We start from the raw sequence: 24,051 nt of genomic DNA, 5'->3' as shown, positions 1-24,051 counted from the left end.
CCGCAGGATTCCGCGGGCGAGCGACATGCCCGGGATGCTCACCCGCGGCGAATCGCGGGTCGAGGCCGCCGGCACCCGCACGATGCCGCGGGCGAGCGACAGGCCTCCTCAGTCGAGGCTGTGGAGCACCTCGACGATGCCGCTCAAGTGGGCGCGGGTGGCCGCCTCGGCGGCATCCGGATCCTTCGCGAGGATCGCGTCGATGATGGCGATGTGCTCGGGCGCCGACTGCGCGGCGCGACCGGGATGGAAGGCCAGGCGGAACTGGTGGCGCGCCGACTGCGCCCGCAGCCGCTCGAGCAGCTGGGTCGCGGTTGTGTGCCGGCTGAGCTCGCGGATGCGGCGGTCGAGCTCCTGATTGAGGCGGGAGTACTCGACGAGGTTCCCGGATGCCACGGCCGCCGTGATCGCGTCGCGCAGGCGTCGCAGCTCGCGGGCGTCGTCGTCGGACAGGTTCTCGGCGGCCTTGCGAGCGCACAGGGTCTCGAGGCCGATGCGCACCTCGACGATCTCGACGGCCTCGTCGACGCTGATCGCGCGGACGCGCGCGCCGCGGTTGGGCACGCGCTCGACGAGACCCTCGCTCGTGAGGTTGAGCAGCGCCGTGCGCACCGCGGCGCGCGACGCGTCGTAGCGCTCGCTGAGATCCGCCTCGATGAGCCGCTGATGCGGCGCGAACTCCGCACCGAGGATCGCGTCACGGATCTGCTGCGTCAGGTCGGGGCGCGCCACGGCGTCGACCTCCTCGACGACGACGGTGTCGGTCATCCCCCGGTTCCCTTCGGTTGCGCGGACGGCGAGCCGTCTGGCACTAGGCTATCCGCCGCCCTCGGCATTGCATACGAAATTGCACGGGATTTTGTCTGCAATCTTGCCAGGATGCCGCGCCGGGGGCACGCTGTAATCGTGCGTCCGCGGCGAGCGCGGCAGTCGACCCTCCCCTCCCCGGACCCCCACGACGACGGCGCGTGCTCGACGCGCCGGAGACACACAGAGAGGTGGACGAGTTGTCGAACACAGTGACGGATGCCCCGGTCACGACGGGGCTCTACATCGGCGGCGAGGTGCGCGAGGCGGCCGAGTCGCTCACGATTCCCGACCCCGGCAAGCCGGGTGTCATCGTCGGCCACGCGGCGTCGGCGAGCCCCGATGACGTGGCCGACGCGGTCGCGGCGGCGAGGGCGGCGTACCCGGCCTGGGCGGCGCTGACGCCGCAGGAGCGGGCCGCGAAGATGGCGGAGGCGATCGCCGGCATCGCCGACGACCGCGACACCGACGCCGCGATCCTCTCGCAGGAGAACGGCAAGGTGCGCTTCGAGGGCTGGGTCGACGCGCTCGTCTTCGAGATCCGCTGGAACCTCGCCCTCATGCTCGCGGACGACGTCGATCAGGGGCACACGCTTCCCGTCGTGCCCGGGGCGATCCCCGTCTCGACCGACGTGTCGTATCAGCCACTGGGCGTCGTGACGGTCATCGTGCCGTTCAACTGGCCCATCGCGATCCTGGGCGCGTCCCTCCCGCACGCGCTTCTCGCCGGCAACACGGCGATCGTCAAGCCGCCGCCCTCCGCACCGCTCGCGACCACGCGCGTCGTACAGCGCGTGGCCGAGAAGCTGCCGCCCGGCGTGCTCAACGTCGTGACAGGCAAGGACGAGAACATGGCCGGCCTGATCAGCGACGTCGACAAGGTGTGCTTCACGGGGAGCGTCAACGGCGGCAAGCGGATCATGGAGATGGCCTCGAAGACGCTGACGCGCGTCACGCTCGAGCTGGGCGGCAACGATGCGGCGGTCTTCCTCGAAGACGCGATCCTCGACGACGCGCACCTCGACCGTCTGTACGCGGCGATCTTCGACACGACGGGCCAGATCTGCATGAACGCGAAGCGGATCTACGTGCACCGCTCGCGTGTCGACGAGGTCGTCGCAGGGCTGTCCGACCGCCTCGACAAAGCCGTCATCGGGTACGGGCTCGACGAGGGCACCACGATGGGACCGCTGCACTCGCCCGTGCAGAAGGCCTTCGTGGCCGACATCATCCAGGAGGCGAAGGATGCCGGCGCCGACGTCCGCGAGTTCGGCGAACTCCCCGGCGGCGATCTGGAAGGCGGCAACTTCCTGCGTCCGGCGATCGTGCTCGACCCCGACCCGGCCCTGCGGGTCGTGACGCAGGAGCAGTTCGGGCCCGTCATCCCGATCATCCCGTTCGACACCGAGGACGAGGCGATCGCCGCGGCGAACGACACGTGGGGCGGCCTGTGCGGCTCGGTCTGGACGGCATCGCCCGAGTCCGCGCAGCGCGTCGGATCGCAACTCGTGTGCGGGTACGTCTGGGTCAACGACCACGGCGCCACACGCCTCGACCTGCGCGCACCGTTCGGCGGCATGAAGCAGTCCGGCATTGGACGCGAGCAGGGCATCGAAGGCGTCCGCGCCTTCCAGGACACCCGCTCCATCGCCACGATCGATCCGGAGGCGCTCGCCGCAATGGCTCACTAGAGTGCACGACCTGTTCCAGCAGGGAGGCCCGGCTCCGCTTCGGCGGGGCCGGGCCTTTTGCGCGGCGACTCATGCCGTCAACTTCGGTTGACGGCATCCCGGTTCGTCAACTAGAGTTGACGACGTGAGCGACGACATACGCACCGCTATCGGCGCGGCAGAGGGCGGCGATCCCCTTCCCGAGCTGCGCAGGCTGCGCGCCCTGCACGCAGACCTCTCCCGGGCGGAGGCCGAGCAGGTGCGGCGCGCTCGGGCGCAGGGATACTCGTGGCTCGCGATCGCCGACGCCCTCGGTGTGAGCAAGCAGGCCGTGCACAAGAAGTACGGTCGTAGGTAGGGCTTTCGCCCACTTCTCCCGAAGCAGTCAGAACGGGGAACCCGCATGTCCACTTCCGTCTCGCCGCGCCGCGGCCGCCGCGCTTCTCAGGAAGGCCCGCGCGCGAGCCTCAAGCAGCTGCTGCCGTTCCTCTTCGAGCACAAGCGCGTGCTCGTGATCGTGGCACTGCTGAGCATCGTCGGGGCTGTCGCGACCCTCGCCCAGCCGCTTCTGGTCGGCGCCGTCATCGGGCGCGTCGAGGCCGGTGAGGCTCTCGGCTATCTCGTCTGGGGCATCGTCGGCCTCGTCATCGTGGCATCCCTCATCTCCGGCTATCAGCACTACTTGCTGCAGCGCACGGGCACCGCCGTCGTCTATTCGTCGCGCCGCAAGCTCATCGGCCGCATCCTGCACCTGCCGATCGGCGAGTTCGATGCGCGCCGCACGGGCGACCTCGTCTCGCGCGTGGGCACCGACACGACGCTGCTGTACGCCGTCCTCACTCAGGGACTCGCAGACGCGGTCGGCAACGGCCTCATCTTCCTCGGCGCCCTCGTCGCGATGGCGATCATCGACCCCGTCCTGCTGGGGCTCATCGTCATCGTGATCGGTGCCTCGATCGCGACCGTGGGTCTTCTCAGCGGCCGGATCCGCAAGGCCACGCGCGACCAGCAGGAGAAGGTCGGCGAGCTCGCGTCGGGCGTCGAGCGGGCCATCGGATCGATCCGCACGGTGCGCGCCTCGGGTGCGAGCGGCCGTGAGGAGCAGGCGATCTCGGGCCTCGCGAGCGATGCCTACGACCAAGGCGTGCGCATCGCGAAGGTGTCGGCGCTGATCGTGCCGGTCGCGGGCATCGCGCTGCAGCTGTCGCTGCTCGTCGTGCTCGGTGTCGGCGGCCTGCGGGTCGCGGCAGGCGCGATCTCGGTCGCTGCGCTCGTGACCTTCGTCATGTTCCTGTTCATGCTCGTCGCTCCCCTCGGCACCTTCTTCGGCGCCTTCACGTCGGTCAACCAGGCCCTCGGCGCGCTCGGCCGCATCCAGGAGATCCTCGACCTGCCGACGGAGACGCAGGCGGATGCCGCGATCGCGGCCTCCGTCGGCGAGCGTGAGCCCGCCGCGGAGACGCCGGCCGCGGCGATCGAGTTCCGCGACGTGCGCTTCCGGTATCCCGAAGCGGTCGTGGCCGCGCGCCGCAAGGCCGAGGACGCGGCCCTCGCCGCCCTCGAGGACGCCCACGTCGACAAGTCGGTCGCCGACGACCTGCGCCGCCTCGCCGAGGCCGACGGCACGCCGATGCCGGAGGAGACGGACGTCTCCGCGGAGGTGCTGCGCGGCGTCTCGTTCTCGGTGCCGCGCGGCGCACGCGTCGCGCTCGTCGGCCCGTCGGGAGCCGGCAAGAGCACGACCCTCGCGCTCATCGAGCGGTTCTACGACCCGACGGCGGGTGCGGTGCTGCTCGGCGGCGACGACGTGCGCACGCTCGACCGCGATGAGCTGCGCGCGCAGCTCGGCTACGTCGAGCAGGATGCCCCGACTCTCGCCGGCACGATCGCCGAGAACCTTCGGCTCGCGTCGCCCGAGGCATCCGATTCCGACTGCGAGCGCGTGCTCCGCGCGGTCAATCTCGGCGAAGTGCTCGAGCGCAACCCGCTGGGCATCGAGGCGCCCGTCGGCGAGAGCGGCGTCATGCTGTCGGGCGGCGAGCGCCAGCGCCTCGCGATCGCCCGCGCCCTGCTCGCGGCTCCGCCGATCCTGCTGCTCGACGAGTCGACCTCGTCGCTCGACGGGCTCAACGAGCAGCGCATGCGCGACGCGATCGACGCCGTCGCGACGGGCCGGACGCTCGTGGTCATCGCGCACCGCCTCTCGACCGTCGTCGACAGCGACCACATCGTCGTGATGGACCGCGGCCGCGTCGTCGGCCAGGGCACGCACTCCGAGCTCGTCGAGTCGACGCCGCTCTACCGCGACCTCGCGAGGCACCAGCTCCTCGTCTGACGGCGAGGCGCGATCTCCCCGGTCGCTGAGCTTGTCGAAGCGTCGAAGCCCGTACCCGCGAGGAGAGGTCTGGCGTCGACCCCTCGACAAGCTCGCGACCGAAAAAGGGCGCTCCTCGGAGGTCAGGCGTCGACCCCTCGACAAGCTCGGGGACCGAAAAAGGGCGCTCCTCGGAGGTCAGGCGTCGACCCCTCGACAAGCTCGGGGACCGAAAAAGGGCGCTCCTCGGAGGTCAGGCGTCGACCCCTCGACAAGCTCGGGGACCGAAAAAGGGCGCTCCTCGGAGGTCAGGCGTCGACCCCTCGACAAGCTCGGGGACCGAAAAAGGGCGCTCCTCGGAGGTCAGGCGTCGACCCCTCGACAAGCTCGGGGACCGAAAAAGGGCGCTCCTCGGAGGTCAGGCGTCGACCCCTCGACAAGCTCGGGGACCGAAAAAGGGCGCTCCTCGGAGGTCAGGCGTCGACCCCTCGACAAGCTCGGGGACCGAAAAAGGGCGCTCCTCGGAGGTCAGGCGTCGACCCCTCGACAAGCTCGGGGACCGAAAAAGGGCGCTCCTCGGAGGTCAGGCGTCGACCCCTCGACAAGCTCGGGGACCGAAAAAGGGCGCTCCTCGGAGGTCAGGCGTCGACCCCTCGACAAGCTCGGGGACCGAAAAAGGGCGCTCCTCGGAGGTCAGGCGTCGACCCCTCGACAAGCTCGGGGACCGAAAAAGGGCGCTCCTCGGAGGTCAGGCGTCGACCCCTCGACAAGCTCGGGGACCGAAAAAGGGCGCTCCTCGGAGGTCAGGCGTCGACCCCTCGACAAGCTCGGGGACCGAAAAAGGGCGCTCCTCGGAGGTCAGGCGTCGACCCCTCGACAAGCTCGGGGACCGAAAAAGGGCGCTCCTCGGAGGTCAGGCGTCGACCCCTCGACAAGCTCGGGGACCGAAAAAGGGCGCTCCTCGGAGGTCAGGCGTCGACCCCTCGACAAGCTCGGGGACCGAAAAAGGGCGCTCCTCGGAGGTCAGGCGTCGACCCCTCGACAAGCTCGGGGACCGAAAAAGGGCGCTCCTCGGAGGTCTGGCAATCAGCCGCCGGAGAGGATGCCGGCGACGGCCGAGATCGAGGGGGCGAAGAAGTAGCCTCCGCCGGTCGTCGTCACGAACTCTCGCTCGAGCGTGAACACCGCACCAGAGCCGGTCTCGAACGTGCGCGTGCGGTCGCCGTGCACCTCGCTCTGGCCGATGACCGGGTCGTGGCCGCCGGCGTTGGGCTGCAGCGCCGAGTTCGCCCAGCGGCGCACGACGAACTCGAACTGGTCCTCGATCGAAGCCATGTACGCCGCGAACATGAGTCCGCGCTCGGTCGCGACGAGCTCGTCCGAAGGGTCTTTCACGCCGGCCAGCGCAGGTCCGTACGGGATGCCGCGACGCAGCATGAGCCGCAGGAACGTGTCGGCCGGCGCGCCGAAGTCGGTGCCGCTGTCGCGCGGATTGACCTTGCGGATGTGCCCCGCCATCGGGCACACCTCCCCGAAGACGTCGGCGCGCGCCGGCGGGTGGTCGTCGCCGGGGTACCCCGCCTCCGCGAGCTCGGGGCTCGGCATCCAGGCTCTCGTGTCATCGTCGAACTGGAAGTGGCTCGCGGCGAACTCGTCCCCCGCGAGCGCCAGGTCATCGGCCTCGGGCGCGCGCGAGATCGGGGCGCCGCTCGGCCAGCGACCCACCATGAGCGATGCGAAGCGCACGGGGTCGGTCCCATGGCCCGCGGCTGCGCGGGCGGCGAAGTCCCAGAAGGCGGGCACGTCCTGAGCCAGCCGCCGCACCACGAGGTACGAGCCGTTGCGGGCCCAGTCCGGGAACACGCCGGTGCCCGCATCGGCCACGAGCGGGTCGGCGGGATTCTGGCGCGGCCACCCCGCGAGGAACTGTCCCGGCCAGACGAGAGGCTGACCGGGCTTGCCGAAGATCCTCGAGTGCGGATTGCGCGTGTCGAGATACCGCGGCGCGAGGTACTCGCCGTCCTCCGTCGTGCCGCGGATGCCCGGCTGCGAGATGCCGTCTTTGAACCCGAAGTGCTCGTGCCCGGCCAGCGTGCCCGGCAGGTTCTCGCCGAGCTGGTCGAAGGTCACCTCGACACCGTGGCGCGCGCCCTCGTCGATGACCGCGGATGCCGCACGGTCGAGGTCTTTCAGCGAATCCGAGGCGACGATCACCAGGAAGTCCGGTTCGACTCCGCCGCCGACCCGCCACGCGTCGCGATGGCCCGCGACTCCGGGTTCGCTCGGATCGCCGAGGTACGTCGAGCGCACGGCCATCCCCTGACGGAACGCTTCGTCGCCGAGCTCTTCGAGCGCGTCGGCGCCCACCAGCTTGACGACGCCCGCTCGCGACAGCGCGAACGCGGTCCAGGTCGCCTTCTTCGACGGCTTCGCGCTTCCCGAGGCGAGCCGCTCGCGCCGGAACTCCCGGCGGAAGTCGAGCACCTCCTGCATGCTCGACAGCCGCGGCGCGAGCCACCGCAACCACGCTCGCGCCCCGTCCGTTCCGGTCGCCGTGCAGAAGAGGAAGCGCTGGTGGTCCTTGTTGAACCCCGGGATGACGTTGCCCTGGATGTCGGCCGTCGCCGCCGCGTCGAAGACGGGCTCTCCCGACTCGGGTGCCGCCGACCTCGCCCCGCGAGACGCAGCCGCCGGCGGCCCGGGCAGGGTGATTCCCGAGAGGCGCTGCACCCCGGCATCCATGAGGCTCGCGAGAGCCCCCGCACCCTCGTCGCTCATGCCGCTCCTCCCACCACGACGTGCGCCGACATGGTGATGTGCTCGGCCAGCTGGCCGCCGAACTCGACGGGACGACCGCCGATCGCGATGTCGCCGACGAGGAACCCTTCGCCCTCCGGCACCCGATAGGTGACGCGCAGGGCGGCGCCCGGGCGACCGCGCTCGATCGTCCAGTAATCGCCCACAGGCGTGCCGTCGGGCTTCGTCCATCCCGAGTCGTCCCAGCCGACCATGTACAGGCCGGGCGGATTCGCCGTCGCGATCAGCAGACCCTGCCGCGCCATCGCCCAGACGTCGAAATTGATCCGCGCATCGGCGCCCGTCGCGCGCGAGTACGGCAGGGCGTCGAGCCCGTCGTCGGCGTGCTGCGAGGGCTCGAGCTCCTGCGAGACGCCGAGCAGGTCGCCCATCGAGTTGATCGGCATGACGTAGTGGACGATCCCGTCCGTCGTGTTCCACCGGTTCAGCGGGTCATATCCGCCGCCCGGGAAGAGGTCCTTGCGGGTGACGCGGCGCGACACGAATCGCCGGTACAGCTTCAGGACGACATCGGGATGCCGCGCCGCGAGCAGCTTCCAGTACTCCGGCGTCTCGGTCGTGAACGTGACGCGCGAGACCTTCCCGTCCGTCCGCTCGACGTGCCACTCGAGATACTCGATCTGCGCGCCGCGATCCTCGGCCGCCTCATAGGCGGCCCGACGATCGTCGCGATGCTCCGTGAGCAGCGGCCGGGACAGGCCCGTCCATGTGATGGCCCGCTCGTGCTCGGGACGGACGTCGCGCAGCGCGGGATTGATGTAGGCGCCGCGTCCGCTCACTTCGGTCGCTTCGGCGATCAGGTCGCTGACGAGCTCGTGCCATGCTGCCCGGAAGTCATCGTCGTGCACGTCCGCGAGGTCGCCGGGCGGGGAGAACCGAACGAGAGCCATTCTCGGAAGCTAGCAGTGGCCGGCGCCCCACACGACGACGAAGTGCCCGGCCGCCGCACCGAGGCGGCGGCCGGGGTGATCACGTCGGGATCTTGTCGGCGGCGCGCTTCGCCGTCTTCTCGAGCTGCGCGTAGGCCCGCTTCCGCATCTTCTCCACGGCGGGGTCGTCCCACATCCTCTTCGCGGTGGCGCTGATCTCGCGATAGCGGGCGCGGCCCGCCTTCGTCCCGGCGACGTAGGCCGCCGCGGCGGCGCCCGCGATGAGCACGAGTGCGATGAGCTTCGGCATCGTCATCCTCCCGAAGGGTTGTCGACGGGACGGCCGTGCTCGTCGGTCGTGTCGTCTCGGTCGGGCTCTTCGGGCGCGCCGCCCGACGCCGTATCGGCTTCGGGGTTCTCGTCGGCGACGCCTTGCGTGTTCGGCTTGTCTCGATCGGTCATGCGGCGAATCTAGATCGGGGAGCGTGTCGCTTCGCCGGGGTTGACGATCGACCCCGCCGATGCGACCATGCCGATCCGCGGGCGGCGGCAGGGCGGGAACGACGGATGCCCCGGGCGGCGGCACGCCGCGAACGACGGATGCCCCGACCCGGTGCACAGTGCGGGTCGAGGCATCCTCGGATCAGGTGTCAGCGCTGGGCGACCTTGAGCCGGTAGCGCAGCGCGGCGAGCTCGGCCTGGAGCGCCGCAGGGACGCGGCCGTCGAACGTCGAGTAGAACTCCTCGGTCAGGTCGGCCTCACGCGTCCACGAGACCGGGTCGATCGCGAAGAGCTCGTCGAGGTCCGCCTGCGGCACGTCGATGCCCTCGAGGTTGAGATCCTCCGTGCGCGGCAGGCGCCCGATGGGGCTGTCGACGGCGGGCACCTGGCCCTCGATGCGACGGATGATCCAGTCGACGACGCGCGAGTTGTCGCCGAACCCGGGCCAGAGGAACCGGCCGTCGGCGCCCTTGCGGAACCAGTTGACCTGGAACACGCGCGGCGCGCGGTCGAAGCGCAGCTTCTGGCCCACCTTGAGCCAGTGGCCGAAGTAGTCGGCCATGTTGTATCCGCAGAACGGGAGCATCGCGAACGGGTCGCGGCGGAGCTCCCCCACCGTGCCCTCGGCGGCCGCGGTGCGCTCCGACGAGATGTTCGAGCCCATGAAGACGCCGTGCGTCCAGTCGGTCGCCTCGACGACGAGCGGCACGTTCGTCGCGCGGCGGCCGCCGAAGAGGATCGCGTCGAGCGGCACGCCCTGCGGGGCATCCCAGTCGTCGGCGATCTGCGGGCACTGCGCGGCGCTCACCGTGAAGCGCGAGTTCGGGTGCGCGGCGGGGCGGCCCATCGCGGGCGTCCACGGGTTGCCCTCCCAGTCGGTGAGGTGTGCCGGCGGCTCGTCGGTGAGGCCCTCCCACCAGACGTCGCCGTCGGGGCGGAGCGCGACGTTCGTGAAGATCGTGTTGCCCCACAGCGTCTCGACGGCCGTGACGTTCGTCGACTCGCCCGTGCCGGGCGCAACGCCGAAGAAGCCGGCCTCGGGGTTGATCGCCCAGAGGCGTCCGTCCTCGCCGGGGCGCAGCCACGCGATGTCGTCGCCGAGCGTCTCGACACGCCATCCGGGGATCGTGGGGCGGAGCATCGCGAGATTGGTCTTGCCGCACGCCGAGGGGAACGCCGCCGCCACGTGGTAGGCCTTGCCGCGCGGATCGATGACGCGGATGAGGAGCATGTGCTCGGCGAGCCAGCCTTCGTCGCGACCGATGACCGACGCGATGCGCAGGGCGAAGCACTTCTTGGCGAGGATCGCGTTGCCGCCGTAGCCCGAGCCGTACGACCACACCTCGAGCGTGTCGGGGAAGTGCACGATGTACTTCTCGTCGTTGCACGGCCACGCGACATCCTGCTGGCCCGGCGCGAGCGGCGCACCGACCGAGTGGACGGTCTTGACCCAGTGCGCGCCGCCGGCGATCTCGCGGAGCACGTCGGCACCGACGCGCGTCATGATGCCGATGGAGGTGACGGCGTAGGGGCTGTCGGTGACCTGCACGCCGATGTGCGAGAGGGGCCCGCCGACGGGGCCCATCGAGAACGGCACGACGTACATCGTGCGTCCGCGCATGCTGCCCTGGAACAGCGGGTTCAGGATGCCCCGGATCTCGGTCGGCGCGATCCAGTTGTTGGTCGGCCCCGCGTCCTGCTCGTTCTCCGAAGCGATGAACGTGCGCGCCTCGGTGCGGGCGACGTCGCTGGGGTGCGAGCGGGCGAGGTACGATCCCGGACGCCACTCGGGATTGAGCTTGATGAGCTTCCCCTCGTCGACCATGGCGCGCAGGAGCGCCTCGTTCTCGGCGCGGGAGCCGTCGACCCAGTGGACGGCTGCAGGCTCGGTGAGTGCCGCGAGCTCCTCGACCCACTCGACGAGCGCCGTCATGCCGGCACCGGCGATCTCGGGACGCGCGCCGAAGGCAGGGGTCGTGGGAGCGGGCTGGGCGGAGCTGAAGGGGATGGGACGCGTGAAGATGTCGGCAAGCGCCATGTCGAGTTCCTCCTCGGGCGGCGGCCGCGCTTTTCGCGGCTCCCTTCCACCATGCGACCTTTCCCGCACTGCTTACGACGTCATCTCGGCTCAAGAACCTGGATTCTTTCGCTATTCTCAAGGAATGCCTCCGACCTCGATCGAACTGTCCACACTGGGCCACCGCATCCGCCATCAGCGCGTGACCCACGGGTACACGCTCGACGAGCTCGGCGAGAGGATCGGAGTCGCCGGCAGCCAGCTGAGCCTCATCGAGAACGGCAAGCGCGAGCCCAAGCTGTCGCTCCTGCAGGCGATCGCACAGGTGACGGGCGTCGAGGTCGCCGACCTGCTCTCCAGCGAGCCGCCCAACCGGCGCGCGGCTCTGGAGATCGAGCTCGAGCGCGCGCAGTCGAGCTCCGTGTTCCGTCAGCTGGGCATCACGCCGGTGAAGATCACGAAGGGCATGACCGACGACACGATCGAGGCGGTGCTGGGGCTGCACCGCGAGCTGCAGCGGCGCGAGCGCGAGGCGATCGCGACACCCGAGGAGGCCCGGCGCGCCAACACCGACCTGCGGCTCCGCATGCGCGCACACGACAACTACCTCCCCGACATCGAGAAGCTCGCCGAGAAGCAGCTCAAGTCGGCGGGGCACGTGTCGGGCGCGCTGACGCACCGCACCGTGAGCATCATGGCGGAGCAGCTCGGCTTCGAGCTCATCTACGTGAGCGACCTGCCCCACTCGGCGCGCTCGGTCACCGACCTCGAGAACGGGCGCATCTACCTGCCGCCCGCGTCGATCCCCGGCGGGCATGGCCTGCGATCGATGGCGCTCCAAGCGATGGCGCACCGCCTGCTCGGGCACAAGCCCCCCACCGACTACGCCGACTTCCTGGCCCAGCGGCTCGAGATCAACTACTACGCCGCGTGCTGCCTCATGCCCGAGACGGCGTCGGTGGCGTTCCTGCAGCAGGCCAAGAAGGACCGCAACCTCGCCGTCGAGGACTTCCGCGACGCGTTCGGCGTGACGCATGAGGCCGCCGGCATGCGCATGACCAACCTGCTGACCGTGCACACCGGCATCCCCCTGCACTTCCTCCGCGTCGACGGGTCGGGCTCGATCTCGCGCGTCTACGAGAACGACGACCTGCCGGTGCCGATGGATGTCACGGGGTCGGTCGAGGGACAGATCGTGTGCCGCCGCTTCCTCGCGCGCTCGGCGTTCGAGGAGCAGAACCGCACGACCGAGCACTACCAGTACACCGACACCCCCTCGGGGACGTTCTGGTGCTCGACGCAGACCGGCACGACCTCGGCCGGCGAGTTCTCGATCACGGTCGGCGTGCCCTTCGACGACGCCCGCTGGTTCCGTGGCCGCGAGACGCAGAAGCGCGCCGTGTCGCGCTGCCCCGACGAAGCGTGCTGCCGCCGGCCCGCCTCCGACGTCGCGGAGCGCTGGGGCGGCAAGGCCTGGCCGAGCGCGCGCGTGCACATGCAGATGTTCTCGCCGCTCCCGCGCGGCGCCTTCCCGGGCGTCGACGACAACGAGGTGTACGACTTCCTCGACCGCCACGCCGCCGGCTGAGCGGGTCCGGCCGTGCCCGCCCGGCGTCGAGACAGGGGATCTCGCCGAGGCAGGGCGTCTGGCATCCCGGTCTCGGCGGAACCCCCTGTCTCGCCGCCATCTCGCCGAGACCGGGGATCTGCGTCGAGACCCAGGGCGATGCCCTCGCGTTCGACGTGAATCCCCTGCCTCGAGGACCACGCCGCCGGCTGAGCGGTCCGGCGCGCCGCGAGGCAGGGGATCTCGCCGAGGCAGGGCGTCTGGCCACTCGGTCTCGGCGAAACCCCCTGTCTCGCGGCCATTTCGCCGAGACCGGGGATCCGCGTCGAGCCCCAGGGCGGTACCCTCGCGTTCGCCGTGAATCCCCTGCCTCGAGGCGGGAGTGGATGCCGCGACACGGCCCGGCCCCGCTTGGCGGAGTGCGTCCGCTCGGCGGAGGGGGCGGAGTGCGCAGCTGAGGCCGGGCCGCGCCACGGCCCCGCCGAGGGTCGGGCGGAGGGCGCAGCGGAGGTCGGGCCGCCTCAGGCCGTCCGGGCCGGCGTCAGGCGGTGATGAAGCGGCGGTACCGGTCCAGCGCCGCGCCGATCTCCTCCGCGGTCGCGGCGCCGGGCGCGAAGAGCTCCGGGATCGGGTCGTCGGTGTGCCGACCGACGGCGAGCGAGTGCGTCCACACCCCGACCGCCTCGCCCCGCGCCACGAGGATCGGCCGCACGATGCCGTTCATGTGCGGCCCGATCGCCTTGAGGAACTCCGGTGCGCACGGCACCGTGCGGTCGGCGTACGACAGGTAGTACTCCTCGAACGGCGGGAGCGCGAAGACCTCGGGCGCCGACGCCACGCGGCGCGGTGCGGGCGCCGCGACGAGATACTGCGGCTCCGACTCGTCGTCCACGACCTTCAGGCGATCGGATGCCGCCTCCGCCGCATCCCGCGAGACGCCGAGCGGCAGCCCCGTCCACCACGCGAAGTCGCGCGCCCCGGCGGGGCCGTGCGAGGCGATGAAGCGCACGAAGAACTCGGCGAGCGGATCCTTCGGGGCGAGCTGGTCGGGCGCCCACTCCTCGAGCAGCACGAAGTACTGCTCCCGCGTCGGCCCCTTCTCTCGCGGGACGACGGCGCCCTGGCACAGGATGCCCCGCACCGAGAGCGCGAACAAGAGGTGATAGCCGCGCTGACCCCGCGTCGAGACGCCGCCGTCCTCCCAGACCCGGAACATCTCCTTGCGGGCGAGCCGGTTCCCGCCCCGGAGCGCGGTACGCGCGAGCGCTCCGGCGCGAGCGACCTCGGCGGCGTCGATCGACTCGGACCGGTGCTGCGGGGCGGCCTTGCGGAACTGGCGCTCGCCCGTCACCGACACCACCCACGCGACCTCGCGCGCCGGGATGATGTGGATCGTCCCGCGCATCGTCCACGTGCGCACGATCTCGCCGCGGTCGAACGCGGCGTCGACGTCGCGCACGGTCGGCTCGCCGCGCGTGCGCGCCGCGATCGCCCAGCGCCCGCCCCAGAACTCCTGGGCCTGCGTGGCGAGCATGTGCTCGGCCGCCGCGGCGACCGTCGGTGCGGGCGCGCTCAGCCGGTGCGACCGGAGCCGCTCGTCGCGCACGGATTCCAGCATCCCCTCATCCTGCCGTCTGCGCCCGCGAGCCGATACAGACGCGACGAGCCGATACGCCCCGAACGGTGTCGGGCGTATCGGCTCGTCGAGGACGTATCGGCTCGCCCCTCGACAGGCTCGGGGACCGAAGGTCAGGCGAAGGGGTTCGGCGTGAGGGTGTACTTCGTCTGGAGGTACTCGTGGATGCCCTCGGCACCGCCCTCGCGTCCGAGGCCCGACGACTTCCAGCCGCCGAACGGGGCGGCGGCGTTGGAGACTACGCCGACGTTGAGGCCCATCATGCCGGTCTCGAGGCGCTCGATCATGCGCTGTCCGCGGGCGAGGTTCTCGGTGAAGACGTAGGAGACGAGGCCGTACTCGGTGTCGTTGGCGATGCGCACGGCGTCGTCTTCGGTGTCGAAGGGGATGATCGCGAGCACGGGTCCGAAGATCTCCTCCTGGAGGATCTCGCTGCCGGGCTTGACGTCGGTCACAACGGTGGGGGCGTAGAAGGTTCCGGGACCGTCGATCGCGTGCCCGCCGGTCGTGACGACGGCGCCGCGGGAGACGGCATCCTGAACCAGCTCCGACGCCTTCGCGACGGCGCGGTTGTCGATGAGCGGGCCGATCGCGACGCCCTCCTCGGTGCCGCGGCCGATCTTGAAGGCCTGCACCTTCTCGGTGACGCGGCGGGCGAACTCGTCCGCGACCGAGCGGTGCACGATGAACCGGTTCGCGGCCGTGCACGCCTGGCCGATGTTGCGGAACTTCGCCAGCATCGCCCCGTCGACCGCCTTGTCGAGGTCGGCGTCGTCGAAGACCACGAAGGGCGCGTTGCCGCCCAGTTCCATCGAGGTGCGCAGGATGCCGGACGCGGCCTGCTCGAGCAGGCGCACGCCGACGGGGGTCGAGCCCGTGAACGACAGCTTGCGCAGCCGCGGGTCGCGGATGATCGGCTCCGACACGGCACCCGACGTCGAGGTCGTGAAGACGTTCACGACGCCCTTGGGCAGGCCCGCGTCCTCGAGCAGCTTCACGAAGTACAGGGTCGTCAGCGGCGTGAGCTCGGCCGGCTTGATCACGACGGTGCAGCCCGCCGCGAGCGCCGGGGCGATCTTGCGGGTCGCCATCGCGAGCGGGAAGTTCCACGGCGTGATCAGGAAGCACGGCCCGACGGCGTGCTGCGACACGATCATCCGGCCGGTGCCCTCGGGGTTCGACCCGTAGCGGCCCTGGATGCGCGCGGCCTCCTCGCTGAACCAGCGCAGGAACTCGCCGCCGTACGCGACCTCGCCGCGCGCCTCGGCCAGCGGCTTGCCCATCTCGATCGTCATCAGCAGCGCGAACTCCTCCTTGCGCTCCTGCAGCAGGTCGAAGGCGCGGCGCAACAGCTCGCCGCGCTCACGCGGCGGCGTCTGCGACCAGGACGGGAACGCGGCATCCGCAGCGTCCAAAGCGGCCATGCCGTCCCCGGGCGACGCGTTCGCGATCTCCTTCACGACCTCGCCCGTCGCGGGATCGAACACCTTCAGCGTCTTGCCGCCGTCGGCGGCCAGCCACTCCCCGTCGATGAACAGGCCATCGGGCACCTTCGCCAGCAGTTCGCTCTCGCGGTTCTCGCTCATGGGACTCCTTCGTCGTCGGCCGCTCCGGGCGGTCCGTGTCGTTGGTCTGCGGCCGTCGCCTGCACTCATTCTCATGAGCGGTGCGGCGACGTGCCTTCTCCGTGACGGCGAGCGCGGGCATCCTTTTCGCCGTCATGTACAAGGGGGATGCCGCGCCGCGGCGCGGCATCCCTTCGCGAGACTTCGCGCATGTCACGATTTCGCCCGTCGGGCGTGACACACGGGAAGTCTCGCGGCGCGGGCCGGCAGCCTTCAGCTCGCCGGGACGGCGACACGCTGCGGCAGCAGGCAGCCCTCGAAGAACGCGGCCAGCTCGTCGGTCGCCTCCAGCGGCAGCACCGCGGCGACGTACTGGTCGGGCCGCACGACGACCACGACGCCATCGCGCGACAGCTCGCGCTCGGCGAAGATGTCGAGGCTGCGCCACCCGTCCGGGCCCGCGGCGTAGACCTTCTCCCAGTCCGTGAGCCCGAGGGGCCCGGACTTCGGGAGGAAGGCGGCGGGCACGCGCGTGAGGTCGACGTCCTCGTGTCGCTGCTGGTAGATCGCCTTCACGTCGAAGACGGCGTCGACGTCGGCACCCTCGGGGGTGAACCGCGCGACGGGCGACTCGGGCGAGGCGATCCACTCCGCCCAGTCCGCGAGCGCCGATGCCTCGCCTGCGGCGGGCGCGTCGGCGAAGGCGTAGACGCGCCAGCGTCCGTCGGCCTTCGCGTGGTGGCCGAGGTGGATGACGTTGCCGTCGCAGATCCGCGTGACCTCGGCCGACTTGAAGCGCTTGCCGAGGGGGAACCCCGCGGCGAGCGCCTGGTGCGCGGCATCCGTCACGATCGCCGACGGGCCGTACTGCGTCATGAATCCCGAGGGGAACTCCGCGGTGCCGAGGTAGAACGTCGCGAGCTCCTGCGGGTCGGAGATCTCCTCCGGCTTGCGTGCCATGAGGCTCGACCACTCCTTGTCGAAGTCGATGAGCTGCTGCGCGACGGGTCGGCGCTCGGCCGAGTACGTCTCGAGGAGCGAATCGGGTGCGAGGCCGGTCAGCACGTGGCCGAGCTTCCAACCGAGGTTGAAGCCGTCCTGCATCGAGACGTTCATGCCCTGCCCGGCCTTCGCGCTGTGCGTGTGGCACGCGTCGCCGGTGAGGAACACGCGCGGGTGGCGGTCGGAGTCGCCCGCATCGTCGAAGCCGTCGGTCACGCGGTGGCCGACCTCGTAGACGCTGTGCCAGGCGACCTGCTTCACGTCGAGCGTGTAGGGATGCAGGATCTCGTTCGCCTTGCGGATGATGTCGTCGATCGAGGTCTGGCGGACGCGGTGGTTGTCGTCGTCGGCGACCGCGCCCAGGTCGATGTACATGCGGGAGAGGTAGCCGCCCTCGCGCGGGATGTGCAGGATGTTGCCCGCCTCGGCGTTGATGGCGCACTTGGTTCGCCAATCGGGGAAGTCGGTGTTGACGAGCACGTCCATGACGCCCCACGCGTGCGCCGAGATGCCGCCCACGTGCTTGCGCCCGATCGCCTCGCGCACGCCGCTGCGCGCGCCGTCGCACCCGGCGACGTACTTCGCACGCACGGTGCGCTCCTCCCCGGCGCGCGGGCCGCTCGTGTGCCGCACGCGCACGTCGACGTGGTCGTCCTGCACGGTCAGTCCGAGGAACTCGACGCCGTAGTCGGGCACGATGCGGCCGGGGCCGTGCGCGGCGGCCTCGGCGAAGTAGTCGAGCACGCGCGCCTGATTGACGATGAGGTGCGGGAACTCGCTGATCTTGAGGGCGTAGTCCTCCGTGCGGGCCGTGCGGATGATGTTCGCGGGGTTCTCCGGATCGGGACCCCAGAAGTTCATGTAGGCGATGTTGTACGCCTCGGCGACGATCCGCTCGGCGAAGCCGAAGGCCTGGAACGTCTCGACGCTGCGCGGCTGGATGCCGTCGGCCTGGCCCAGCACGAGCCGCCCCTCGCGGCGCTCGATGATGCGCGTCACGACGCCGGGGAACTGCGACAGCTGCGCTGAGAGCAGCATGCCCGCGGGGCCCGAACCGACGATGAGCACATCCATCTCGTCGGGGAGTTCGGCAGGGCGATCGATGCCCGTACCCGCGGCATCCTGCACGCGCGGCTCTCCCGAGACGTAACCGTGGTGGTGGAACTGCATCTTCGTCGATCCTTCCCGGACATCGCTGTCAGGTCTTGTTCGCGATCGGATCGTGTTCTATATTCGAACACGCCGTTCTACTATTGAACAGATCGTATACGAAGTGGATGCCCCGGCACAAGGGCGGGAAGGATGCCGCATGCCCGACGAGTCGAAGGCGCCCGCGTCGCAGACCCTGAGCCGCGGCATCCGGATCCTCGAGATCCTCGCCGACGCCCGCGCACCGCTCACGATCGACGACCTCGCCGCACGGCTCGGCGTGCACCGCTCGATCGCCTACCGCCTCCTGCGCACGCTGGAGGACCACGGGCTTGTCGTCCGCGACGCCGACGGCCGCGTGACGCTCGGCGCGCGCATGGCGGCGCTCGCCGCCGGCGTCGCGCAGGACCTTCAGGCCGAGGCGCTGCCCGAGCTCACGGAGGCGGCGAACGATCTGGGCATGACGTGCTTCCTGTCGATCCTCGACCGCGACGAGTGCGTGACGCTCGCGAGCGTGGAGCCGCGCCACGGCGTCGCCTCGGTCGCGCAGCGGCCGGGGACACGGCATCCTGTCACCGTCGGCGCACCGGGGAAGGCGATCCTGACCCTCGCGCCCGAGCCGTCATGGCCGGAGTCGCTCGACGACCGGCACCGCGCCGACGTCCGCACGGCGCGCGAGCGCGGATGGGCGACGAGCCACGACGAGGTGATCGCGGGCCTGCGCTCGATCGCCGTGCCGCTGCGGCTGCCCAAGGGCGAGCGCGCGGCGGTCGCGGTCGTCTACCTCTCCGACCCGCACCCCGACGCGGACATCGCCGCGCGCCTCGAACGGGTCGCGCGCGCGATCACCGCGGCGATCGGCGGCTGACGGGCACCGAGCCCGTCGAGGGGTCAGCCGGCGACGCCGGGCAGCTCAGCCGGTCGCGCCGGCGACGCGCACCTCGTCGGCGAAGCGGATGTCGTGCGCCGAGATGCGCTGCGGCACGCCGACGGATGCCGCGGCGCGCTCGGGCGATTCGAGGTACGTCTTCTCGATCGCGAGGAACGCCTCGCGGTCGCCCTCCGCGCTGACGGCCCAGACGAACTCGTTCGACTCGCGGAGCCCGTAGGCGAACTCGATCGCGAATCCGGCCGCGGGCCGGAGGCGCGGCATCCACTCGTCCCACCACGCCAGGAAGGCGTCGTACTCCCCGTCGACGAGCGTGTACCGGCGCAGCTGGATCGTCCTCATCCTGCGATCCTCCCACGCGCCCCGTCAGACGTAGACGATGCCGCCGTCGAGGTCGGGTCGCACCTCGGTGCCCACGCGGCGCGCGAGGAGGTCGTCGAGCCGGTCGAGCGGACCGATGAGCGCCCGCCCGCCCGCGCGCGCGACGCGGATCGCGGCGTCGACCTTGGGCTGCATCGACCCCTCCGCGAAGGCGAGCTCGGAGATGGCGTCGGCGGAGGCGGTGAGGATGTCGCGCTGCCGCGGGGTGCCCCACGCCTCGCTCACGTAGTCGCCGTCGGTGAGCATGATCAAGAGGTCGGCGTCGAGCTCGGCCGCGAGCGCGGCGCTCGCGAGGTCCTTGTCGACGACGGCCTGCACGCCCGTCTGGCGCCGGCCGTCGGCATCCGTCCGCACGGGAACCCCGCCCCCGCCGACGCACACCACGAGGTGATCGTTCTCGAGGAGGAGGCGCACGAGCGGCGCCTGCACGATGCGGATGGGATCGGGCGAGGGCACGACGCGCCGGAAGGCGGCGCCGTCGCGAGCGATGGTCCAGCGGTACTCGGCCGCCGCCTCGGCGGCGTCCTGCGCGGAGTACTGCGGGCCGATGAGCTTGGTCGGGCGCTCGAACGCCGGGTCCGCCTCGTCGACGACGGTCGTCGTGAGCACGGCCGCGACGTCTCGTTCGCCCGCGAGCGCGTTGGACAGCTCCTGCTGCACGACGTAGCCGATCATGCCCTGCGTCTCGGCGCCGAGGATGTCGAGCGGGTAGGCCGCGACGTCCTGATAGGCGAGGTTCTGCAGTGCGAGGAGGCCCACCTGCGGACCGTTGCCGTGCGTGATCACGAGCTCGCTCTCGCGCGCCAGATCCGCCAGGGCCTGACATGTCGACCGCACGTTCGCCCGCAGCCGGTCGGCCGTCATCGGCTCCCCCCGGCGCGCGAGCGCATTGCCTCCCAGAGCCACGACGACCCTCATGCCTGTCCTCCTCGTTCGGTGAAGATGCGAGATTGAATATGGTATACCGTCTGCCATAAGATTGCGACAAGTCTCAGTGGAAGGGGGCGCGATGACGACCACCGCTCCCCCGCGCGCCCTCTCGCTCGACCTTGCGCTTTCCGACCGGCTGCGGGCCGGCGTCGTGCGCGGCCGCGTGCACTCGACGTTCGCGCGCGTCGTGAATCTCGAGGCCGACGACGGCACCCTCGTCTCGCTGTCCGCGCGCACGGTCGACGACGGCCCGTGGGCGATCCGCGCCGACGTGGCAGGGTGGGCGCCCGAGCGGTGGACTCCCGGGCGCCGCGTCGAGATCGGCCGGGACGTCGTCCGCCTCGAGACCGACCCGCACCCGGCTCTCGTGGTGACGGATGCCGGCATCTGGGCGCCTCGCATCGCACCGCTGCCGGACGACCCCGCCGGGCTCGTTCCGGGGATGGACGTGCTCGCCGCGATCGCCGAGCGGGCGTCGACCCCCGCCGACGCCTTCTCCGCCGCCGTCGCGGCACGGCTGCGCGACGGGGTCGGAGCGATCGTGCGGGGCGAGCTCGCCGGCGACGCGCAGACCCTGGGCAGCGGCATCCGGGCGCTCCTCGGCCTGGGCCCGGGACTGACGCCGTCGGGCGACGACGTGCTCGCCGGCCTCGCGCTCGTCGCGACGCGCCCGGGGAGCCGCGTCGCGGTCTATCTCCCCGCGCTGGAGCGAGCGCTCGAGCGGCGAGGGGCGACGACGACGCTCGTCTCGCGCGCCATGCTGCGCGCGGCGCTCGCCGGTCGCGCCCGGCACAGCGTCATGCGGCTGCTGCTCAGGCTCTCCGCGCCGGCCGACGGCGCGGCACTGCACGACGCGGCCCGAGCGGTGGCGGCCATCGGGCACACCTCCGGCATCGACCTCATCACCGGCATCCTCGCCGGCCTTCGACTCGAGACAGAACTGAGAGGCACCGCGTGACCGTCACTGCTGTGATCAAGAGCAACACCTACATCGACTCCGTGTCGCTGATGTCGATCTCGACGCGGGCGAACGCGATCGACGGCATCGACCAGGCCTTCGTCGCGATGGCGACGGAGATGAACAAAGGCGTCCTGGGGAGCCTGGGCCTGCTCGTGCCGGCGCTCGAGGCGGCGACCAGCAGCGACCTCATGATCGTGGCCGTCACGGGCGACGACGCCGACTCCGAGGAGGCGGTCGCCGCGATCGAAGCCCTGCTCGAGGCGCGGCATGCGCGCGCCGCGACGTCGCGGCCCCGCCCGCGCACGATCAGGGGCGCGGTCGCCGTCCAGCCCGACACGAATCTCGCCGTCATCGCGGTAGGCGGCGCCTTCGCCGCCCGCGAAGCGCGCACGGCGCTCGAGCACGACCTGCACGTCATGCTCTTCAGCGACAACGTGCCCGTCGAGGACGAGGTCGCGCTCAAGGCGCTCGCGCACGAGCGCGGGCTCCTCCTCATGGGCCCGGACTGCGGCACGGCCATCATCAACGGCACGGGCCTCTGCTTCTCGAACGCCGTGCGCCGCGGGACCATCGGCATCGTCGCGGCGTCCGGCACAGGCTCGCAGGAGGTCGCCGTCCGCATCCATGCGCTGGGCGGCGGCGTCTCGCAGCTCATCGGCACGGGCGGCCGGGACCTGAGCGCCGAAGTCGGCGGGATCATGATGATCGACGGCATCCGGGCGCTCGCCGCCGACGAGGGAACCGCCGCGATCGTACTCGTCTCCAAGCCGCCCGCGCCCGAGGTGGAGGAGCGGGTGCTCGCCGAGGCCGCCGCGGCGGGCAAGCCCGTCGTCGTCTACTTCATCGACGGCTCGGAGGCCGCCGTCATCGCCGCGGGCGGCCGGTTCGCGGCGAGCAGCGCCGAGGCCGCCCTGCTCGCGGTCCGGGCCGTCGTCGAACCCGCAGCGTTCCTTCCGGAGTGGGATCGGGATGCCGCATCCGCCGTCCGTCGCCGCCTTCCGGCCGATCAGCGGAACGTCCGCGGCCTCTTCTGCGGAGGCACGCTGTGCGACGAGTCGATGTACGCCCTCCGCGACGCGGGCGAGGAGGTCTGGAGCAACATCCAGAAGGATCCGGCACTGCGGCTCGAGGCGGGTCGGCCGAGCCGAGGCCACACGTTCCTCGACTTCGGCGACGACGCGTTCACGAACGGGCGCCCCCACCCGATGATCGATCCCTCGCTCCGGCTCGAGCGCCTCGTCCAGGAGGCCGCAGACCCCTCCGTCGGCGTCATCGTCATGGACTTCGTGCTCGGGTACGGCGCGCACGACGACCCCGTCGGGGTCACCCTCCCCGCCATCGCCGCGGCTCGGGCGGCGGCCGCCGGCCGCGAGCTCGAGTTCGTCGGATATGTGCTCGGCACCGACCTCGACAGCCCGTCGCTGGGGGCGCAGGTCGCCGCGCTCGAGGGCGCCGGCGTGACCGTCACCCGCAGCAGCACCGAAACCGGCGCGTACCTCAGCGCCCTCATCCGGAAGGACGCCACCGCATGAGCACCCGAACGAACGACCTCTTCACGAAGCCGCTCGACGTCGTCAACGTCGGACTCGCGATGTTCGAGGAGGACATCGCGCGGCAGGGCGCCGCCGTCACGGGCGTCGACTGGGCGCCGCCGGGCGGCGGCGACCCCCGGGTCGTGGCGGCGCTCGACGCCCTCGCGACAGGCGCGCTTCCCGACCGCATCGCCGCCGCGAACGCCGAAGCCGTCGACCGCATCATGAGCGCCCGCCCCGTGCTCGTCGGCTTCGGCCGCGCGCTCGACGTCGTGCCCGGAATGACCGCGACCACGATCCTGCACGCGGGCCCGCCCATCGAGTGGGAGCGGATGTCGGGGCCGATGAAGGGCGCCGTCACGGGCGCGCTCGTCTTCGAAGGCCTCGCGCGCGACCTCGACGAGGCGGCCGCCGTCGCGGCCTCCGGGCGGATCACGTTCTCACCCTGTCACGAGCACGCCTCCGTCGGATCGATGGCCGGCGTCACCTCCGCGTCGATGTACGTGCACATCGTCCGCAACGAGACGCACGGCAACGTGGCGTACACGAACCTGTCGGAGCAGATGGCGAAGATCCTGCGGATGGGCGCCAACGACGACAGCGTCATCGCGCGCCTGAACTGGATGCGCGACACGCTCGGTCCGATGCTCGCCGAGGCGATGGAGATCGGCGGCCCGATCGACCTGCGCCTCCTCCTCGCGCAGGCACTGCACATGGGCGACGAAGCGCACAACCGCAACATCGCCGGCACGCTCCTGCTGTTCCAGGCCCTCGCGCCGGCACTGCTGCAGACCCGATTCACCGCGGCGCAGAAGAAGGAAGTGTTCGACTTCATCGCGAGCTCCGACTACTTCTCCGGCCCGACCTGGATGGCCGCGGCCAAGGCGGCCCTCGATGCGGCGGAGGGCATCCCGGACTCGACCGTCGTCACGACGATGGCGCGCAACGGCATCGAGTTCGGCATCCGCGTCGCGGCCCTGCCCGGGCAGTGGTTCACAGGACCGGCGCAGCAGGTGGTCGGGCCGATGTTCGCGGGCTACACGCTGGACGACTCGGGCCGCGACATCGGCGACAGCGCGATCACCGAGACCTTCGGCTTCGGCGGGTTCGCGATGGCGGGCGCGCCCGCCATCGTGGCGCTCGTCGGCGGCACGGTCGGGGAGGCGCGGGCCCACACGCTCGCGATGGGCGAGATCACGACGACCCCGAACCAGAACCTCACGATCCCGGCCCTCGACTTCGCCGGACTGCCGACGGGCATCGACGTGCGCAAGGTCATGGAGACCGGCATCCTCCCGCTCATCAACACCGCCATCGCGCACAAGGAACCGGGCATCGGGATGATCGGGGCCGGCATCACGCACCCGCCCGTCGAGGCCTTCCAGAAGGCGACGCTCGCGCTGGCGGACGCGCTCGCCTGATCGTCCGCACGGCGTGAGAAGG

General features: G+C 71.2%; 19 protein-coding genes. 8 read left to right on the top strand and 11 right to left on the bottom strand.

The window, feature by feature from the left end:
- Positions 1–108: 108 nt before the first annotated feature.
- On the bottom strand, positions 109–768 hold the full coding sequence (locus ACH3VR_RS09815) for a GntR family transcriptional regulator (RefSeq protein WP_396640605.1): 660 nt from the start codon (positions 766–768) through the stop codon (positions 109–111).
- Positions 769–1,007: 239 nt separating this feature from the next.
- Between ACH3VR_RS09815 and ACH3VR_RS09810 the strand changes: the two genes are divergently transcribed.
- From ACH3VR_RS09810 to ACH3VR_RS09800, 3 genes are all read left to right on the top strand, one after another.
- Complete coding sequence (locus ACH3VR_RS09810) at positions 1,008–2,498, top strand: aldehyde dehydrogenase family protein (protein WP_396640604.1); 1,491 nt, start codon at positions 1,008–1,010, stop codon at positions 2,496–2,498.
- A gap of 124 nt (positions 2,499–2,622) precedes the next feature.
- Positions 2,623–2,835: an AsnC family protein gene (locus tag ACH3VR_RS09805; RefSeq protein ID WP_396640603.1), complete on the top strand. Its 213-nt coding sequence runs from the start codon at positions 2,623–2,625 to the stop codon at positions 2,833–2,835.
- 45 nt (positions 2,836–2,880) lie between these two features.
- Complete coding sequence (locus tag ACH3VR_RS09800; RefSeq protein ID WP_396640602.1) at positions 2,881–4,812, top strand: ABC transporter ATP-binding protein; 1,932 nt, start codon at positions 2,881–2,883, stop codon at positions 4,810–4,812.
- 1,065 nt (positions 4,813–5,877) lie between these two features.
- Here the strand turns inward: ACH3VR_RS09800 and ACH3VR_RS09795 are convergent.
- From ACH3VR_RS09795 to ACH3VR_RS09775, 5 genes are all read right to left on the bottom strand, one after another.
- The gene (locus tag ACH3VR_RS09795; protein WP_396640601.1) at positions 5,878–7,569 is read right to left on the bottom strand and encodes a Dyp-type peroxidase; all 1,692 of its coding nucleotides are present in this window, start codon (positions 7,567–7,569) and stop codon (positions 5,878–5,880) included.
- Entirely contained in the window at positions 7,566–8,498 is a 933-nt protein-coding gene (locus tag ACH3VR_RS09790) for a hypothetical protein (RefSeq protein ID WP_396640600.1), read from the bottom strand. The genes ACH3VR_RS09795 and ACH3VR_RS09790 overlap by 4 nt, the downstream gene beginning before the upstream one ends.
- 79 nt (positions 8,499–8,577) lie before the next feature.
- The gene (locus ACH3VR_RS09785; protein ID WP_396640599.1) at positions 8,578–8,787 is read right to left on the bottom strand and encodes a hypothetical protein; all 210 of its coding nucleotides are present in this window, start codon (positions 8,785–8,787) and stop codon (positions 8,578–8,580) included.
- A 2-nt stretch (positions 8,788–8,789) separates the two neighbouring features.
- Positions 8,790–8,939, bottom strand: coding sequence for a hypothetical protein (locus ACH3VR_RS09780; protein ID WP_396640598.1), 150 nt, complete (start codon positions 8,937–8,939; stop codon positions 8,790–8,792).
- A 188-nt stretch (positions 8,940–9,127) separates the two neighbouring features.
- Positions 9,128–11,017: a phosphoenolpyruvate carboxykinase (GTP) gene (locus ACH3VR_RS09775; RefSeq protein ID WP_396640597.1), complete on the bottom strand. Its 1,890-nt coding sequence runs from the start codon at positions 11,015–11,017 to the stop codon at positions 9,128–9,130.
- A gap of 124 nt (positions 11,018–11,141) precedes the next feature.
- Here ACH3VR_RS09775 and ACH3VR_RS09770 point away from each other — a divergent pair, with 124 nt between their 5' ends.
- Positions 11,142–12,584, top strand: coding sequence for a helix-turn-helix domain-containing protein (locus ACH3VR_RS09770; RefSeq protein WP_396640596.1), 1,443 nt, complete (start codon positions 11,142–11,144; stop codon positions 12,582–12,584).
- A 520-nt stretch (positions 12,585–13,104) separates the two neighbouring features.
- Here the strand turns inward: ACH3VR_RS09770 and ACH3VR_RS09765 are convergent.
- The 3 genes from ACH3VR_RS09765 to ACH3VR_RS09755 all read right to left on the bottom strand — a co-directional run bounded on the left by ACH3VR_RS09765 (position 13,105) and on the right by ACH3VR_RS09755 (position 17,936).
- A complete protein-coding gene (locus tag ACH3VR_RS09765) occupies positions 13,105–14,181 on the bottom strand; it encodes a winged helix DNA-binding domain-containing protein (protein ID WP_396640595.1) in 1,077 nt (358 codons plus the stop codon).
- Between the two features lie 131 nt (positions 14,182–14,312).
- Positions 14,313–15,785, bottom strand: coding sequence for an NAD-dependent succinate-semialdehyde dehydrogenase (locus ACH3VR_RS09760; RefSeq protein ID WP_396640594.1), 1,473 nt, complete (start codon positions 15,783–15,785; stop codon positions 14,313–14,315).
- A gap of 252 nt (positions 15,786–16,037) precedes the next feature.
- Entirely contained in the window at positions 16,038–17,936 is a 1,899-nt protein-coding gene (locus ACH3VR_RS09755) for an FAD-dependent monooxygenase (RefSeq protein ID WP_396640593.1), read from the bottom strand.
- Between the two features lie 139 nt (positions 17,937–18,075).
- Here ACH3VR_RS09755 and ACH3VR_RS09750 point away from each other — a divergent pair, with 139 nt between their 5' ends.
- Positions 18,076–18,783 carry an IclR family transcriptional regulator gene (locus ACH3VR_RS09750; RefSeq protein WP_396640592.1) on the top strand — a complete coding sequence of 236 codons (708 nt, stop codon included), beginning with the start codon at positions 18,076–18,078 and terminating at the stop codon, positions 18,781–18,783.
- 45 nt (positions 18,784–18,828) lie between these two features.
- Here ACH3VR_RS09750 and ACH3VR_RS09745 read toward each other — a convergent pair whose 3' ends face one another.
- Both ACH3VR_RS09745 and ACH3VR_RS09740 read right to left on the bottom strand, forming a co-directional pair.
- Positions 18,829–19,146 carry a hypothetical protein gene (locus ACH3VR_RS09745; protein ID WP_396640591.1) on the bottom strand — a complete coding sequence of 106 codons (318 nt, stop codon included), beginning with the start codon at positions 19,144–19,146 and terminating at the stop codon, positions 18,829–18,831.
- A gap of 24 nt (positions 19,147–19,170) precedes the next feature.
- Entirely contained in the window at positions 19,171–20,103 is a 933-nt protein-coding gene (locus tag ACH3VR_RS09740; RefSeq protein WP_396640590.1) for a carbamate kinase, read from the bottom strand.
- Positions 20,104–20,194: 91 nt separating this feature from the next.
- On the opposite strand from ACH3VR_RS09740, the gene ACH3VR_RS09735 reads away from it, so the two are divergent.
- Genes ACH3VR_RS09735 through ACH3VR_RS09725 form a run of 3 tightly spaced genes read left to right on the top strand, consistent with a single transcriptional unit; the run spans position 20,195 to position 24,029 of the window.
- On the top strand, positions 20,195–21,073 hold the full coding sequence (locus ACH3VR_RS09735) for a DUF2877 domain-containing protein (protein ID WP_396640589.1): 879 nt from the start codon (positions 20,195–20,197) through the stop codon (positions 21,071–21,073).
- Entirely contained in the window at positions 21,070–22,608 is a 1,539-nt protein-coding gene (gene fdrA, locus ACH3VR_RS09730; protein ID WP_396640588.1) for an acyl-CoA synthetase FdrA, read from the top strand. Before ACH3VR_RS09735 ends, fdrA begins: the two co-directional genes overlap by 4 nt.
- Entirely contained in the window at positions 22,605–24,029 is a 1,425-nt protein-coding gene (locus ACH3VR_RS09725) for a YlbE family protein (RefSeq protein ID WP_396640587.1), read from the top strand. Before fdrA ends, ACH3VR_RS09725 begins: the two co-directional genes overlap by 4 nt.
- Positions 24,030–24,051 lie beyond the last annotated feature (22 nt).

The sequence above is a fragment of the Microbacterium alkaliflavum genome (assembly GCF_044325405.1).
In the GTDB taxonomy this organism is placed as follows: Bacteria; Actinomycetota; Actinomycetes; order Actinomycetales; family Microbacteriaceae; genus Microbacterium; species Microbacterium alkaliflavum.
Note: the sequence above shows the minus strand (reverse complement) of the source record. Positions and strands in the feature narration are given on the sequence as shown.